This is a genomic window from Acidovorax sp. KKS102, assembly GCF_000302535.1.
Taxonomy (GTDB): Bacteria; Pseudomonadota; Gammaproteobacteria; order Burkholderiales; family Burkholderiaceae_C; genus Acidovorax.
In genome coordinates, this window is the sequence record NC_018708.1 from 1,101,906 (window position 1) to 1,117,436 (window position 15,531).

At 66.0% G+C, this 15,531-nt stretch carries 11 protein-coding genes and 1 pseudogene; 6 read left to right on the forward strand and 6 right to left on the reverse strand.

All coding sequences use genetic code 11. The annotated features are described in order from the left end of the window. Window positions 1–9: 9 nt before the first annotated feature. The 4 genes from ureC to C380_RS05030 all read right to left on the reverse strand — a co-directional run bounded on the left by ureC (window position 10) and on the right by C380_RS05030 (window position 3,113). Complete coding sequence (ureC, locus tag C380_RS05015) at window positions 10–1,728, reverse strand: urease subunit alpha (RefSeq protein ID WP_015012803.1); 1,719 nt, start codon at window positions 1,726–1,728, stop codon at window positions 10–12. A gap of 93 nt (window positions 1,729–1,821) precedes the next feature. After that, entirely contained in the window at window positions 1,822–2,127 is a 306-nt protein-coding gene (locus C380_RS05020; RefSeq protein WP_015012804.1) for an urease subunit beta, read from the reverse strand. 22 nt (window positions 2,128–2,149) lie between these two features. Then, window positions 2,150–2,764, reverse strand: coding sequence for a HupE/UreJ family protein (locus C380_RS05025; RefSeq protein WP_015012805.1), 615 nt, complete (start codon window positions 2,762–2,764; stop codon window positions 2,150–2,152). A 46-nt stretch (window positions 2,765–2,810) separates the two neighbouring features. After that, window positions 2,811–3,113 (reverse strand): urease subunit gamma, encoded by a 303-nt coding sequence (locus C380_RS05030; protein ID WP_015012806.1) that lies wholly within the window; start codon window positions 3,111–3,113, stop codon window positions 2,811–2,813. Between the two features lie 225 nt (window positions 3,114–3,338). Between C380_RS05030 and C380_RS05035 the strand changes: the two genes are divergently transcribed. The 4 genes from C380_RS05035 to mgtA all read left to right on the forward strand — a co-directional run bounded on the left by C380_RS05035 (window position 3,339) and on the right by mgtA (window position 11,874). Next, window positions 3,339–6,953: an ATP-binding protein gene (locus C380_RS05035; RefSeq protein ID WP_015012807.1), complete on the forward strand. Its 3,615-nt coding sequence runs from the start codon at window positions 3,339–3,341 to the stop codon at window positions 6,951–6,953. Continuing rightward, window positions 6,953–8,023, forward strand: a complete 1,071-nt coding sequence (locus C380_RS05040) for a response regulator (RefSeq protein WP_015012808.1) — start codon at window positions 6,953–6,955, stop codon at window positions 8,021–8,023. Before C380_RS05035 ends, C380_RS05040 begins: the two co-directional genes overlap by 1 nt. A gap of 430 nt (window positions 8,024–8,453) precedes the next feature. After that, window positions 8,454–8,699, forward strand: a complete 246-nt coding sequence (locus C380_RS05045) for a hypothetical protein (RefSeq protein ID WP_015012809.1) — start codon at window positions 8,454–8,456, stop codon at window positions 8,697–8,699. A 448-nt stretch (window positions 8,700–9,147) separates the two neighbouring features. Beyond that, window positions 9,148–11,874, forward strand: a complete 2,727-nt coding sequence (gene mgtA / locus C380_RS05050) for a magnesium-translocating P-type ATPase (RefSeq protein ID WP_015012810.1) — start codon at window positions 9,148–9,150, stop codon at window positions 11,872–11,874. 25 nt (window positions 11,875–11,899) lie between these two features. Here the strand turns inward: mgtA and C380_RS05055 are convergent, their stop codons facing one another. Next, entirely contained in the window at window positions 11,900–12,226 is a 327-nt protein-coding gene (locus tag C380_RS05055) for a hypothetical protein (RefSeq protein WP_015012811.1), read from the reverse strand. A gap of 207 nt (window positions 12,227–12,433) precedes the next feature. Then, complete coding sequence (locus C380_RS05060; RefSeq protein ID WP_015012812.1) at window positions 12,434–13,120, reverse strand: DUF3334 family protein; 687 nt, start codon at window positions 13,118–13,120, stop codon at window positions 12,434–12,436. A 167-nt stretch (window positions 13,121–13,287) separates the two neighbouring features. Between C380_RS05060 and C380_RS05065 the strand changes: the two genes are divergently transcribed. Both C380_RS05065 and C380_RS05070 read left to right on the forward strand, forming a co-directional pair. Then, window positions 13,288–14,472, forward strand: coding sequence for a DUF917 family protein (locus C380_RS05065; protein ID WP_015012813.1), 1,185 nt, complete (start codon window positions 13,288–13,290; stop codon window positions 14,470–14,472). Between the two features lie 63 nt (window positions 14,473–14,535). After that, window positions 14,536–15,450, forward strand: a pseudogene (locus C380_RS05070) (diguanylate cyclase); the annotation flags it as partial. Window positions 15,451–15,531 lie beyond the last annotated feature (81 nt).

The window sequence follows — 15,531 nt, forward strand, 5'->3', positions numbered from 1 at the left end:
GGGGGAGTGTCAGAACAAAAAGTAGCGCTGCGCCATGGGCAGCAGGGTGGCGGGCTCGCAGGTGAGCAGCTGGCCGTCGGCGCGCACGGTGTAGGTTTGCGCGTCCACCTCCATTTTGGGCGTGTAGCTGTTGTGCACCATGTGCTGTTTGCGCACGCCACGGATGTTGCGCACGGCGCTGAGCTGCTTGCGCAGGCCAAAGCGTTCGCCAATGCCCGCGTTCAGCCCCGCTTGCGACACAAAGGTGAGCGAGGTCTTCGCAATGGCACCGCCAAACGCGCCGAACATGGGGCGGTAGTGCACGGGCTGGGGTGTGGGGATGGAGGCATTGGGGTCGCCCATGGCGGCCATGGCGATCAGGCCGCCCTTCAGGATGAGCGCGGGTTTGACGCCGAAGAACGCAGGCTTCCAGATCACGATGTCGGCCCACTTACCGACTTCGAGCGAACCCACCTCGTGGGCGATGCCGTGGGCAATGGCGGGGTTGATGGTGTACTTGGCCACGTAGCGCTTGATGCGCGTGTTGTCGTTGCGGGCGGTGTCGCCTTGCAGGCTCCCGCGCTGCACCTTCATCTTGTGCGCGGTTTGCCAGGTGCGCAGGATGACTTCGCCCACGCGGCCCATGGCCTGGCTGTCGCTGCTCATCATGCTGATGGCGCCCAGGTCGTGCAGGATGTCTTCGGCGGCGATGGTTTCCTTGCGAATGCGGCTTTCGGCAAAGGCCAGGTCTTCGGCAATACTCGCGTCGAGGTGGTGGCACACCATGAGCATGTCCACATGCTCGTCCAGCGTGTTCTGGGTGTAGGGCATGGTGGGGTTGGTGGACGATGGCAGAAAGTTGTCTTCGCCCACCACGCGCAGGATGTCGGGCGCATGGCCTCCGCCCGCACCCTCGGTGTGGAAGGCGCAGATGCCGCGCCCGCCCACGGCGGCGATGGTGTTCTCCACAAAGCCCGATTCGTTGAGCGTATCGCTGTGGATGGCGACCTGCGTGTCGGTCTCGTCCGCCACGTCCAGGCAGTTGCTGATGGCCGAGGGCGTGGTGCCCCAGTCTTCGTGCAGCTTGAGGCCAATGGCGCCCGCGTTGATTTGCTCGTGCAGCGCATCGGGCAGGCTGGCGTTGCCCTTGCCGAGGAAGCCCAGGTTCATGGGGAACGCGTCGGCTGCTTGCAGCATGCGCTCCATGTTGAAGGGGCCGGACGTGCAGGTGGTGGCCAGCGTGCCCGTGGCGGGGCCGGTGCCGCCGCCCAGCATGGTGGTCACGCCGCTGGCCAGCGCTTCTTCGATCTGCTGCGGGCAGATGAAGTGGATGTGGCTGTCGATGCCGCCCGCGGTGACGATGTTGCCCTCGCAGCTGATGACCTCGGTGCCGGGGCCGATGATAATGTCCACACCCGGTTGCGTGTCGGGGTTGCCCGCCTTGCCGATGGCGGCGATGCGGCCCGCGCGCAGGCCGATGTCGGCCTTGAAGATGCCGGTGTGATCGACAACGAGCGCATTGGTCAGCACGGTATCCACAGCGCCTTGTGCATTGCTGCGTTGCGACTGCGCCATGCCGTCGCGAATCGTCTTGCCGCCGCCAAACTTCACCTCTTCGCCGTAGCTGCCTGCGCGCAGGGTGTAGTCGGCCTCGACTTCGAGGAGGAGTTCGGTGTCGGCCAGCCGCACGCGGTCGCCCACGGTGGGGCCGAACATCTCGGCGTAGGCGCGTCGTCCAATGGTTGCCATGGGTGGGGTGCTCCGTGAGAACGGTTTACTCTATTTTTGATAGCAGCTTGGGCAATAAATACCTGCGCTATCTGCCAATTTGGCTTGAAATTGCTACAGCGCGCCCTGCGTCAGGCCCTGAAAGCCGAACACGCGGCGCTCGCCCGCGTAGTCCACCAGCTCCACAGTGCGCTCCTGGCCGGGCTCAAAGCGCACGGCGGTGCCCGACGCAATGTTCAGCCGCATGCCGCGCGCAGCCGCACGGTCAAAGCCCAGGGCGTTGTTGGTCTCGGCAAAGTGGTAGTGCGAGCCGACCTGGATGGGCCGGTCGCCGGTGTTGCGCACCACCAGCGTGAGGGTGCGGCGGCCGGTGTTGAGCAGGTGTTCACCGGGTTCGGTGAGAAGTTCGCCGGGGATCATGAAAACTCCTTGCAGGGAATGCTCAGGCCATCTGCGCCAGCAGCGCTCCACCAAACACAGCCACCCCAGCACCTGCAGCGCGGGCCAGCCACACATGGCGGTGGCGCAGTGCCCAGCCAGCGGCCAGGCCTGCGCTGTGCAGCAGCACGGTAGCCGTGAGCATGCCTGCCAGGGTCAACCAGGCGCTGTCGCTGCCTGCCAGCTCATAGCCATGGGCCACGCCGTGAAAGACGGCAAACATGCCCACACCCAGCGCCGCCACCAGCCCGGGCACGCGCAGGCGCGACACGACCAGCAGGCCGGTGACCAGCAGCGACGCGGCGATCATGGGCTCCACCGCCGGCAACGCCACACCCTGCAGGCCCAGCACGGCGCCCACCAGCAGCATGGCCGCAAAGCCCACGGGGCCCCACAGCAGATCGCGCCCGGCGCTGCGGGCGGCCAGGGCGCTCCACAGGCCCACGGCCACCATGGCGGCCAGGTGGTCCAGGCCGAACAGGGGGTGGGCAAAGCCGCTCAGAAAACTGTTGTGGATGTGCGATTCAGCACCGGTATGGGCGCTAGCGCTAGTACCAATTGCGCTGGCAGCTATGAAAAGAAGAGCGGCTGTGTGGCGGTGTGAGAGGGCGATGCGCATGGGGGCTCCACAGAGAGAAGAGGGGGAATAGAAAGTAGAAGGGGGTTCAGACGATCGGCTGGTGCACGGTGACCAGCTTGGTGCCGTCGGGGAACGTGGCCTCGACCTGGATGTCCGGAATCATCTCGGGGATGCCTTCCATCACATCGGCGCGGGTCAGCACGGTGCGGCCTTCGCTCATGAGCTGGGCCACAGTCTTGCCGTCGCGCGCGCCTTCCATCACGGCGGCGCTGATCAGGGCCACCGCCTCGGGGTAGTTGAGCTTCAGCCCCCGGGCCTTGCGGCGCTCGGCCAGCAGGGCGGCGGTGAAGATCAGTAGCTTGTCTTTCTCACGAGGGGTCAGTTCCATGTCGTTCTGCTCAATGTAAGGAGAGGTGGGCTCGTGTAGCGGGTTGTTCAGGCCGGACACACGGGGCAATCGTCAACGATGGCAATGCGGTCCGAAGGGCAGTGGATTCATCATAGGCAGCAAGCCCCGTGCCCGCCATACGCCAGAGGGCGAAGGTGCACCGCATACAAAGGCAACCCGTGGCATGGAAACTGCACTTGCAGGGGCTGTCGCCGCCCTTTGCCCATGCCTCCCTCCAACACCCCCTTTGCCCCGCCCGACGCCAGTTTGGCCCCTGTGCCAGGGCCAGACGCCGACGCGCAGGCGCCGCAGCAGGTGGTCAAGGTCCGCCGCGACTACAACAGCTGGGTGGCCACCGAGACCATGGAGGACTACGCGCTGCGCTACACGCCCCAGCGATTTCGCAAGTGGTCCGAATGGCGGGTGGCCAACACGGCCTTCGGCGCCGCATCCTTCCTGATCCTCGAAGCCGTGGGCGCCACGCTGCTGGTGCAGTACGGCTTCATCAATGCCTTCTGGGCCATTGTGGCCACGGGGCTCATCATCTTTCTGGCGGGGCTGCCCATCAGCGTGTACGCGGCCCGCTACGGGGTGGACATGGACCTGCTCACACGCGGCGCGGGCTTTGGCTACATCGGTTCCACGCTCACCTCGCTGATCTACGCGAGCTTCACCTTCATCTTCTTCGCGCTCGAAGCCGCCGTGATGGCCTATGCGCTGGAGCTGGCGCTCGACATTCCACCCACCTGGGGCTACCTGATCTGCGCCATTGTGGTGATTCCGCTGGTCACGCACGGCGTGTCGGCCATCAGCCGCCTGCAGGTGTGGACGCAACCGCTGTGGCTGCTGATGCTGGTGGTGCCGTTTGTGTACGTGCTGGTGCGCGATCCTGGTGCGTTTTCTGGGGTGGTGCACTACGGTGGTGAATTGGCGCGGGGCGCCACGTTTCACTTGCCCTTGTTTGGTGCGGCGCTCACCGTGGGCATTGCGCTCATTACCCAGATGGGGGAGCAGGCCGACTACCTGCGTTTCATGCCCGCCCGCACCGCCACCACGCGTGGCCGCTGGTGGCTGGGGGTGCTGGTGGGCGGGCCGGGCTGGGTGGTGCTGGGCGTGCTCAAGATGCTGGGCGGCGCGCTGCTGGCCTGGCTGGCGCTCACGCACATGGTGCCCGCCGAGCGCGCGGTGGACCCGAACCAGATGTACCTGGTGGCCTACGAATACGTCTTCCCGCACTATGGGTGGGCGGTGGCGGCCACGGCGCTGTTTGTGGTGGTCTCGCAGATGAAGATCAATGTGACCAACGCTTACGCGGGGTCGCTGGCATGGTCCAACTTCTTCTCGCGCCTCACGCACAGCCACCCAGGACGGGTGGTGTGGGTGGTGTTCAACACGCTGATCGCCTTCATGCTGATGGAGATGAACGTGTTCCGCGCCATGGGCGAGGTGCTGGGGCTGTACTCCAACATCGCCATCGCCTGGATCATGTCGGTGGTGGCGGACCTTGTCATCAACAAGCCGCTGGGGCTGTCGCCCAAGGGCATTGAGTTCAAACGTGCGCACCTGTACGACATCAACCCGGTGGGTGTGGGATCGATGGCGCTGGCGTCTGTGCTGTCCATCAGCGCGCACCTGGGGCTGTTTGGCCCGCTGCCGCAGGCGTTCTCGGCTGTCATTGCCATGGCGGTGGCCTTTGTGACGGCGCCGTTGATCGCCTGGGCCACGCGCGGCAAGTACTACATCGCGCGGCAGAGCGAGTCGGTGGCTGTGCCTGTGGCGGGGCCCGTGCCCGGCGCGCGGGCTTCCGACATGGGCAGCTACCAGCGCTTCACCGTGCAGCGTTGCGTGATCTGCGAACGCGAATACGAAGCGCCCGACATGGCCCAGTGCCCTGCCTACCGGGGCGCCATCTGCTCGCTGTGCTGCACACTGGACGCGCGCTGCGGCGACCTGTGCAAGCCCCATGCGAGCATGGCGGTGCAGTGGTCGGCTGCGCTGCGCTGGGTGCTGCCGCGTGCCATCTGGCGCTATCTGGACACAGGCCTGGGCCACTTCCTGCTGCTGATGCTGGTGATCGCGCCGTTGCTGGCGTCGGTGATGGGGCTGCTGTACCACCAGGAGCTCAACACCATTGCCCAGGCCGCCACCGACACCGAGGTGATGGCCGCCCCAGAAGTGGCGCTGCGCTCGGGCCTGCTCAAGGCCTATCTCGCGCTGCTGGTCATCTCGGGAATCGTGGCGTGGTGGCTGGTGCTGGCGCACAAGAGCCGCCAGGTGGCGCAGGAGGAATCCAACCGCCAGACGGGCCTGCTGGTGCGCGAGATCGAGCTGCACCGCCAGACCGACGAAGCGTTGCAGACGGCGCGCAGCGTGGCAGAGGCCGCCCAGCAGCAGGCCGAGGAAGCCCGCTTGCGCGCCGACCAGGCCAACCAGGCCAAAAGCCGCTACATCAGCGCCATCAGCCACGAGATCCGTACGCCGCTCAACTCCATCCTGGGCTACGCGCAGCTCATGGGTGAGGACGCGGGCGTGCCCCCGCACCGCAAGCAGGCAGTGCACGTGATCCGGCGTGGGGGCGAGCATTTGTTGTCGCTCATCGAGGGCACGCTGGACATCGCGCGCATCGAGTCGGGCAAGCTCACGCTGGATGTGGCGCCCATGCGCTTTGCCGACGGTCTGCACGAGATGGCCAGCCTGTTCGAGCTGCAGGCCGCCGCCAAGGGCCTGGCGTTCACGTTCGACGTGCAAGGGGTGATTCCGGAGGTGGTGCGTGCCGACGACAAGCGGCTGCGCCAGATCCTCATCAACCTGCTGGGCAATGCCGTCAAGTTCACGGCGCAGGGCACCGTCACCCTGCGCGTGCGCTATGCGCGCGAAATGGCACGCATCGAGGTGCAGGACACGGGCCCGGGACTCACGACCGAGGAGATCGAGCGCATCTTCGAGCCCTTCGCGCGCGGCGGATCGGGCGGTGGCAGCACGGCGGCCGCACCAGGTGCCGGGCTGGGCCTGACCATTGCCAAGATGCTCACTGCGCTCATGGGCGGCGAGCTGACGGTGAGCAGCACCCCGGGCGTGGGTTCGGTGTTCCATGTCAAACTGTTCTTGCCCGAGGTGCATGGCGATGCGCTGGGCAAGGCCGCAGCGCCAGCGGCCCTGGCTGCCCATGGCCAACGGCAGCGCAAGGGCTACGCGGGCGAGCGCCGCCGCATCCTGGTGGTGGACAACGAAGAGCCCGATCGCGAGCTGCTGGTGCAGCTGCTGGAGCCGCTGGGCTTTGAGCTGCGCCAGGCTGCCAGCGGCCACGATGCGCTGGACCTGCTTGCCACCGGGTACCGTCCGCACGTGATCTTCATGGACCTGGCCATGCCGGGCATCGACGGGTGGGAAACGCTGCGGCGCGTGCGGCAGATGCACCTGCCCAATGTGCAATGTGCAATTGTTTCCGCCAATGCTTTCGACAAGGCGCTCGACAACGACGTGGACATCCGCCCCGAAGACTTCATCGTCAAACCCGTGCGCCACAGCGAGCTGCTGGACTGGCTGGAGCGCCGCCTGGGCCTGCAGTGGCAATACGACGAGGCCACTACAGCGCCCGCGGGTGCTGAACCCGCCGTGGCGTCTGCGGCGCCCGCACCCCTCACATACCCCGATGCCGCTGCGCTGGTGGCTTTGGCACAGGCGGTGTCCTTGGGCTACTACCGGGGCATTCTCAACACGCTGGACGACATTGAACGCAGCCAGCCCGCGCACAGCGCTTTTGTCGGCACTATGCGGCAACTGGCCAAGCAATTCCAGTTCGATGCCATGGGCCAGATCCTGGAGCAGGCCCCCTCGTGATGACCACTGCCAACCCCTTTCCCTCTCGCCCCCCCACAGCACCCGCCAGCGCGCTGGACCGCAGCGACAGCGATGTGGTGCTGATCGTGGATGACGTGCCCGACAACCTGGCAGTACTGCACGATGCACTCGATGAATCGGGCTACACCGTGCTGGTGGCCATGCACGGCGAGGCGGCACTGCAGCGTGCGGCCCAGGCCCTGCCCGACATTGTGTTGCTCGACGCCATGATGCCGGGCATGGACGGCTTTGAAGTCGCCCGGCGCCTCAAGGCATCACCTGCCACGGCGCACATCCCCATCATCTTCATGACTGGCCTCACCGAGACCGAGCACCTGGTCGCCGCGCTGGAGGCGGGCGGCGTGGACTATGTCACCAAGCCCATCAAGCCGCGCGAGGTGATGGCGCGCATGGGGGTGCACCTGGGCTCTGCCCGCAAGGCCCGGCAGGACGCGCGCCAGGCCCGCGAGGCGCGCAACGCACTCGATGCGTTTGGCTACGCCAGCATCACCGTTCGCGCGGTGGATGGCCGCATCGTGTGGCAGACCCCGCTGGCGCGTGAGCTGCTGCAAAGCTACTTTGGCGAGGTGGGGCCGGATGGCGCGCCCACCCCCTTTGGCCAGTGGGCGCCCGAGCCCGTGCAGGCCTGGCTGCGCCGCCACGTGCTGGCCGACAACGCGGCCGAGCTGCTGGAGGCTTCGCTGGCCGAGCCGCCGCGCCTGGCGGTCGAGCAGGGAGCGCGCCGCCTCACCTTCCGCCTGCACCAGCAGGCGGGCGACAGCGCAGGCGGTGGCGACTGGCTCATCGTGATGCGCGAGGTGTCCGACGCGAAGATCATCGAATCCATGAGCCTGTCCTTCAAGCTCACGGCGCGCGAGGCCGAGGTGCTGTACTGGGTCGTCAAGGGCAAGATCAACCGCGACATCGGCGACATCCTGGGGGCCAGCCCCGCCACGGTCAAAAAGCATCTGGAACGCGTGTTTGCCAAGCTGGGCGTGGAAACCCGCACCGCAGCGGCCGCCATGGCCATGAACCGTATCCGGCAACTGCATCCCCAGTTCGAGGGCTGATCGCGGCTTCATCGCCAGGGAGGCCCAAAAAACCCGTTGACCAACCAATGTTGCAGCGCAATAATCGCGCACCTTCATTTCCGGAGCCCCAGCGTGGAAAGTGCCAGTTGTTGCAGTGAAACCCAGCAAGCCGTGACGGCTGCTGCCTGCCAGGCCTCCTGACGCCCGCTCCCGGGCCGTGGGTTGCCTTGTGCAAGCTCCGGCCCCGTCCCTCCCAGCCCCTGTTGTACCTGTGTGCCCATTGGGGCAGCTTTGGCCTTTTTGGCCATGGTGGTGCGGGTGGCTCTCCCGTCTTGCCGCTTCGTTGCATCTGTGCCGTCCGCACAGGCCATGCCCCCCTTCGCCGGGGCGTTGCCCGCGTGCCGTGACGGCGCCTCCCTGCATATCTCTGCGTTTGCGTGCTCCGTCCTGCCTGCCAAGGACGATGGCCATGCGTTTTTTTGTTGTAGACCTGCCCAGCTTTTTCCAGCGTGCGGTGGCGCCTGGCGCTGCCAGCGCTGAGCCAGGGGCGCAGCTGCCCCCTAGCGCACAAGGCCCGGCCCGTGCGGCGGCTGACAGCCTGCAAACCGTGGCCGACCTGGATGGCGCCACCCTGTGGCCCACGCACCGCATTCGCTGCTACCTGCACAGCCAGCCGCCAGCGCGCGCATCGCACCGCCGCGCGCGGCAGTCCTGAGAGGCTGAGAGTCTTTTGCCCATGCCCGCCTCGCGCGCCAAAACACCGCTGCCCATGGTTGCAAATGCGCGCTATAGCCCGCGCTATGGCTGTGCTTTGCGCCTCGATCAGGGGCGTTTTGACCCACCTTTCGGGCTCGCGCAAAAAACTCTCAGCCTCTGAACCTGGCCACGACCGGCCCTGTACCCCAACCACCCCCCAGGAGGCCCCATGGACCCAGACCCGCGCTGGCGCTCTGAAGCGCCACCCCACACCACCCCCTTGAACTTTGCATACCGGGCCCTGGGCCGGAGGAGATGGCTTGCGTGACCGCGTGAGCCGCATCCTCTGGCCGTTGCGGGCCAGAAGGAGTGACTCACCATGTTCCGTTTCATCCACATTTCTGCGCACACGGCACCACAGCCCGTGACGCGCAACGCCGTCCGAGTTGGCTGCTAGGGAGACCGCCATGAGCTTCCTGCACCACCTGTTCGACCGCTTTTTGCACACCCGCCATGTCACCCGCCACTTTGCGCGGCGGCTGATTCTGGACACGCTGACCCTGGGCCGCGCGCCCACCCCCGCCACCTCGCCCGACCTGCTCAGCCGCGAGCTGCAGCGCGCCGCCAGCGATGAGCTGCCCGCACTGATCGAGCGCCTGCAGTCCGACCCTGCAGGCCTGAGCGACGCCCAGGCCGCCGCCGCCCTGGCCCAGCACGGCCCCAACGAGGTGGAGCACGAAAAGCCGCTGCCCGCCTGGCTGCACCTGTGGCACTGCTACAAGAACCCGTTCAACGTGCTGCTCACGATGCTGGCACTGATCTCGTACCTCACCGAAGACCACGAGGCCACCATCGTGATCCTGGCCATGGTGGTGCTTTCCACGCTGCTGCGGTTCGTGCAGGAGGGCCGCTCCAACCGCGCGGCCGAGCGCCTCAAGTCGCTGGTCAGCAACACCGCCACGGTGCTGCGCCGCAGCGACATGGGTGGCGTAGCCACACCGCGCGAGCTGCCCATCCACCAGCTGGTGCCGGGCGACCACATCGTGCTGTCGGCGGGCGACATGATCCCGTCGGACTGCCGCGTGCTCGCAGCCAAGGACCTGTTCGTGAGCCAGTCGGCCATGACCGGCGAATCACTGCCGGTCGAGAAATTTGCCGAGCGCAGCCAGCCCGGCACCAGCGCGCTCGACGCGACCAACCTGCTGTTCATGGGCACCAATGTGGTGTCGGGCTCTGCCACCGCGCTGGTGGTGGCCACGGGCAACCACACCTACTTTGGCACGCTGGCCACGCGCGTCACAGCCACCGACCGCACGCCCACGGCGTTTCAGGCAGGCGTCAATAGCGTGAGCTGGCTGCTGATCCGCTTTGCGCTCGTCATGGTGCCCATCGTGCTGGTGGTCAACGGCTTTACCAAGGGCGACTGGCTGGAGGCCTTTTTGTTCGCGCTGTCGGTGGCCGTGGGCCTCACGCCCGAGATGCTGCCCATGATCGTGACCAGCACGCTGGCCAAGGGCGCCGTGCTGTTGTCGCGCAAGAAGGTGGTGGTCAAGCGGCTGGACGCGATCCAGAACTTTGGCGCGATGGACGTGCTGTGCACCGACAAGACCGGCACGCTTACGCAGGACAAGATCTTTCTGGAGCGGCACACCGACGTGTTCGGCCACAACAGCGACGAGGTGTTGGCCTTTGCCTACCTCAACAGCCACTACCAGAGCGGCCTGAAGAACCTGCTGGACCATGCCGTGCTGGAGCATGTGGAGCTGCAGACCGACCTGCGCCTGGCGCAGGACTACCGCAAGGTTGATGAGGTGCCGTTCGACTTTGTGCGCCGGCGCATGTCGGTCATCGTCAGCGAGCGCAACGACCACCACGAGCTGATCTGCAAGGGCGCGGTGGAAGAGATGCTGGACGTGTGCACCCAGGTGCGTGTGGTGGAAGACACCGGCGTGCAAGACCTGCCGCTGGACGCCACCCTGCGCGCACGGGTGCTGGAGGTGACGCGCGGCCTGAACAACGAGGGCCTGCGCGTGGTGGCCGTGGCCATGAAGGAGACGCCGCCCCACCAGACCGTGTACAGCGTGGCCGATGAGTCGGGCCTCACGCTGATCGGCTACGTGGCGTTTCTGGATCCACCGAAGGAATCCACCGCCCCCGCGCTCAAGGCGCTGGACGCGCACGGCGTGGCCGTGAAGGTGCTGACCGGAGACAACGAACTGGTGACGCTCAAGGTCTGCCGCGAGGTGGGCCTGGCCGTGCAGGCTGTGCTGCTGGGCAAGGACGTGGACGCCATGGATGACGCCGCCCTGGCGCGCGCGGCCGATACCCACAACGTGTTTGCCAAGCTCTCGCCGCTGCACAAGGAGCGGCTGGTGCGCGCATTGCGCGCGGGCGGTCATGTGGTGGGCTTCATGGGCGACGGCATCAACGACGCGCCCGCGCTGCGTGCGGCCGACATCGGCATCAGCGTGGACAGCGCAGTGGACATCGCCAAGGAGGCGGCCGACATCATCCTGCTGGAGAAAAGCCTGATGGTGCTGGAAGAGGGTGTGATGGAGGGCCGCAAGACCTTCAGCAACATGCTCAAGTACATCCGCATGACGGCCAGCTCCAACTTCGGCAACGTGTTCTCGGTGCTGGTGGCCAGCGCCTTCCTGCCCTTCTTGCCCATGCTGCCGCTGCACCTGCTGGTGCAGAACCTGCTGTACGACCTGTCGCAGATCGCCATTCCGTTCGACAACGTGGACGAGGAGCTCATCCGCAACCCGCTGAAGTGGAACCCGGGCGATATCGGCCGCTTCATGGTGTTCTTCGGGCCCATCAGCTCGGTGTTCGACATCACCACCTTTGCGGTCATGTGGCATGTGTTCGGTGCCAACAACGAGGGCGCGCAGACCCTGTTCCAGTCGGGCTGGTTTGTGGTGGGGCTGCTCACGCAGACGCTGATCGTGCACATGATCCGCACGCCCAAGCTGCCGTTTGTGCAAAGCGTGGCGTCGGTGCCGCTGCTCACGGCCACGGTGCTCATCATGGCGGTGGGCATCTTCATCCCCATGGGGCCGCTGGCTGGGCACTTCAAGCTGCAGGCGCTGCCGCTGGCTTACTTTCCGTGGCTGGTGGGCATTCTGGCGGGCTATGTGCTGCTGACAACGGTGATGAAGCGCTGGTACGTGCGGCGCTACGGCTGGCAGTAGGGGCGGCGCGAGAGCCGCGCCCGGTTCATCGCGCCAGGGCCTGCTCCAGCTGCTGCTTGTTCATCCGGGATCGGCCCCGGATGTTCGCGCGCTTGGCGTCTTCGTACAGCTGCTCGCGGGTGCGGCCCTGCGGGCCGCGGTGCGAGTTTTTGCCGCCGCGCACAGGGGCCGGCGTGGCTTTCAGGGTCTTGGGGTTGGCCGTGCGGGCTTCGCCGTGTTGCGCGCGCTCCTTGTTCACGGTGCGTGCGGCAATCTCTTCGGCGGTGCTTTCGCTCTCTCCGCGCTCCAGCAGGCTGTCCTTGATGTGTTGGTACTGGCGCTCGCGTTTGGCGCTCCAGGCGGCACGTGGCATGGGGGCTCCTTTCCGATCAACAGGTGGGCTTTTCAGCTTAGACCCGTGACCTGGCAGAGCGGTCAGTGCATCGTGACGGCGGGTGTAGGACAGGCGCGCTGAGCCGCCCAGAGGGACGACGCAGCCACTCTGGGCGCTCCTTATGAGCCAAATTGGCTGAAAGCGCTAGTGTTTCATGCGTGGGTAGCTATCTTTTTTGTAGTGTTTCTACATGCCCAGGGACTTGAGCAGCGCATCCGTGTCGTCCTGGCCGGCGGGCGGTGGGGCGGGCACGGGCGGGGCTTCTTGCGACTGGGCCATCAGTGCGTCCGGGTCGGGCGCCTCCTGCGCTTCAAAGTCGTAGAGCTTGATGAACTCGGTGCGGTCGATGGCGAGTTCGAGGTAGAAGATGTTGTTGTTGCTGGTGTAGAAGGTCACGCGCCGCGCCTCGGGCTTGTCGAGGTTGGCGTCCACCGACAGCTGCACCTGCTTGTTCAGCACCAGCATCTTGGGCTGGTTCTGCGTAATGTGGGTCTGCAGCTCGCGCCGCACCTTGCCGGTGAAGTCGCCCACCACCTGGTTCATCAGCTCGCCCATCACGTTGCTGACCTCGTCCGATGTGTACGAGCTGACCAGGTCGTCCTTGGACATGCCCATGTTCAGCAGGTAGTTGGCGTACAGCTCCATCGCCGCCTGGCCCGAGAAGTTGATGATCACCAGCCCAGAGAAGCCGCCGTCAAACAGCACAAAGCAGCCAATGTCGGGTTTCAGGCAGGTCTTGCTGATGCGCTGCACCATGCCGGAATAGTGGATCTGGCTGTGTGTGGCCACGCCCAGCACGCGGGTGACGGAGTTGCACAGGCTGATCAAAAGGTCTTCGGTGCCGTAGACGGTGGATTTATCGGGGAGGCTCATGGTGGGCAATGGCAAATACAACTGGTGCACAGCATAGGCGATGATGCCCCCGTAAACCAGAGTGCAGGCCCTGCCGTGGCGCCGATCCCCCCGTGGTATCCCGGTCATTGACTTTCGACGGGGCTGGGATATCGTGCTTCCCATTCAAAAAAAGAGAGGGGTGCCCGATGGGCAATGTCTATTTCTATGGCCTGACCGACTTCCGGGCCATCGCGGCCGGGGCGGCCGTGCTGGCCAGTGGCGGCGGCGGCAGTTACCACGACGCCTGCGCCATCGTGCAGCAGCTGGCAGACCAGGGCTACACCGGCACGGTGCAGGTGCAGGACTACGACGGCGCCACCAACGCCTGTGTGCTGGCCATCATGGGCTCGCCCGACGCGGCCGACAACCTCACCCTCACGGCGGTGCAGAACTCCATCAACAACACCGTGGCCGTGATGCAGGCGTACACCGGCATGCAGCCGGGCGCCTTCATCCCGGTGGAGATCGGGCCCATCAATTCGCTGGTGCCGCTGATCGGCGCGGCCATGTCGGGCGGCAGCATCTGGGTGGTCAATGGCGACGGCGCGGGCCGCGCGGTGCCCGAGTTGCCCCAGACCACCTTCACCGCCCCCAACGGGCCCGCGCCCAGCCCCGCTGTGCTGGCCAGCGATGCGTCCACGCTGGAGGCGGCGGAGTATGCGGTGCTGGGCTCTGCCACGGCGTCGGGCATCGAGTCGCTGGCGGGCGGGGTGGTGGGCGGTTTTGGCGGGTACTCGGGCATTGCGATGTGGCCCTCCAGCGCGGGCAACCAGTTCGCGTTGTCGGGCAGCTACATCCCGGGCACGCTGGAGCAAGCCCGGCAGCTGGGCCTGCAGCTCTTGCAGGCGGTCACGCCGCTCAGCACCCAGGCCGTGGCGGCGGGTATCCAGAACCTCACCGGCCGTGCGGCGCGCGCCGTGGTCACCAACTTTTTCATGACCTCGGTCACCCAGTCCACCTCCAGCGCGTCGCTGGACTCGGGCATCATCCGGCTGGACAATGCGCCAGACCCGGCCCAGAGCACCGAGACGCATTACCTCTACAACCTCAACGAGAACCTGATCATGTATTCGGCGGCGAGCACCACGCCCGACATCATCGCGCCCGACTCGATCTGCTACTACTCCGAGAGCACAGGGCGCGGGTTCTCCAACGCCAGCGACGACCTGGCCCAGTATTTCGATAAAAAAACGGGCCGCAGCACCGGCAACCAGGTGAGCGTGATTGCGGTGCAGACGGCGCCCCAGCTCTACAACACCCCCGGTGTGGTGGCCTCCTTTGCGGCGCTGCTGCGCAATATCGGTTACGCGGGCGGCATGCCCTCTGCCTGATTCCTTAAGTCCGCGCCGACGCACGAGAGAAACGGAACGCTGTGAAAAAAGGTGGTCATGGCCATGGGTGAGGCGGACCTGAACAAGGAGCGGCTGGAGCTGGCCCTGGAGGCCGCCGGGCTCGACCTGTGGGAGAACGACCTCATCACCGGCAATGTCACGCGCAAGGCAACCAAGACGTTTGAAGAGCTGGGGTTCACCGAAGACGAAATCGTCTCGGGCGTGCAGGATATCTATGGCCTGTTCCACCCCGACGACATCGACACCGTGCGCCGGGCTGTGGCCGACCACCTGACGGGCGTCACGCCCCAGTACCGGTGCGAGTTCAGGCTGCGCTCCAAGAGCGGTGAGTGGATCTGGTTTGCCAACTACGGCCGCATCATGGACGGCCACAGCGAGACCCCTGGCAAGCGCTTGATCGGCGTCACGTTCAACATCTACGACCGCAAGTGCCGCGAGACCGAAATCGCCCAGATCAACCAGCAGCTCACCGAGCAGAACCGTCTGCTGCAGCAGCTCAACGCCACGCTGGAGCGGCTGGCCGCCAATGACTCGCTCACGGGCCTGTCCAACCGCCGCACGCTCATGGAACTGGGCGCCAAGGAGGCCAAGCGCACCGAACGCTTCGGCCACCCGATGTCCTTGCTGGTGGCGGACATCGACCTGTTCAAGTCCGTCAACGACATGTACGGCCACCTGGCCGGCGACCGTGTGATCTGCGCCGTGGCCCAGGTGTGCGCGGCGCGCAAGCGCAGCGGTGTGGACATCGTTGCGCGGTTTGGGGGCGAGGAGTTCGTCATCGTGCTGCCCGAGACCGATGGCCCCAGCGCGCTGCAGGTGGCGGAGTCGCTGCGCCGCGAGGTCGAGACCCTGCTGGTGTGTGTGGGCGACCAGGGGCAGGAGGTGGCCGTCACCGTGAGCATTGGCGTGGCCACGCTGCACCAGGGCTCGGGCATGGGTTTTGAAGAGCTCGTCAACCGGGCCGACCAGGCCCTCTACCAAGCCAAGGGTACAGGGCGCAATGCCGTGTACTGCGCCGACATGCCACCTGCTGAAGGG

Bases quoted from the DNA above. Each gene is read 5' to 3' on its own strand.
- C380_RS05045 (WP_015012809.1), top strand. From the start codon at position 8,454: ATGCGTTTTTTTGTTGTAGACCTGCCCAGCTTTTTCCAGCGTGCGGTG.
- C380_RS05055 (WP_015012811.1), bottom strand. From the start codon at position 12,226: ATGCCACGTGCCGCCTGGAGCGCCAAACGCGAGCGCCAGTACCAACAC.
- C380_RS05065 (WP_015012813.1), top strand. From the start codon at position 13,288: ATGGGCAATGTCTATTTCTATGGCCTGACCGACTTCCGGGCCATCGCG.
- C380_RS05040 (WP_015012808.1), top strand. From the start codon at position 6,953: ATGACCACTGCCAACCCCTTTCCCTCTCGCCCCCCCACAGCACCCGCC.
- C380_RS05020 (WP_015012804.1), bottom strand. From the start codon at position 2,127: ATGATCCCCGGCGAACTTCTCACCGAACCCGGTGAACACCTGCTCAAC.
- C380_RS05030 (WP_015012806.1), bottom strand. From the start codon at position 3,113: ATGGAACTGACCCCTCGTGAGAAAGACAAGCTACTGATCTTCACCGCC.
- C380_RS05025 (WP_015012805.1), bottom strand. From the start codon at position 2,764: ATGCGCATCGCCCTCTCACACCGCCACACAGCCGCTCTTCTTTTCATA.
- C380_RS05035 (WP_015012807.1), top strand. From the start codon at position 3,339: ATGCCTCCCTCCAACACCCCCTTTGCCCCGCCCGACGCCAGTTTGGCC.
- C380_RS05060 (WP_015012812.1), bottom strand. From the start codon at position 13,120: ATGAGCCTCCCCGATAAATCCACCGTCTACGGCACCGAAGACCTTTTG.
- ureC (WP_015012803.1), bottom strand. From the start codon at position 1,728: ATGGCAACCATTGGACGACGCGCCTACGCCGAGATGTTCGGCCCCACC.
- mgtA (WP_015012810.1), top strand. From the start codon at position 9,148: ATGAGCTTCCTGCACCACCTGTTCGACCGCTTTTTGCACACCCGCCAT.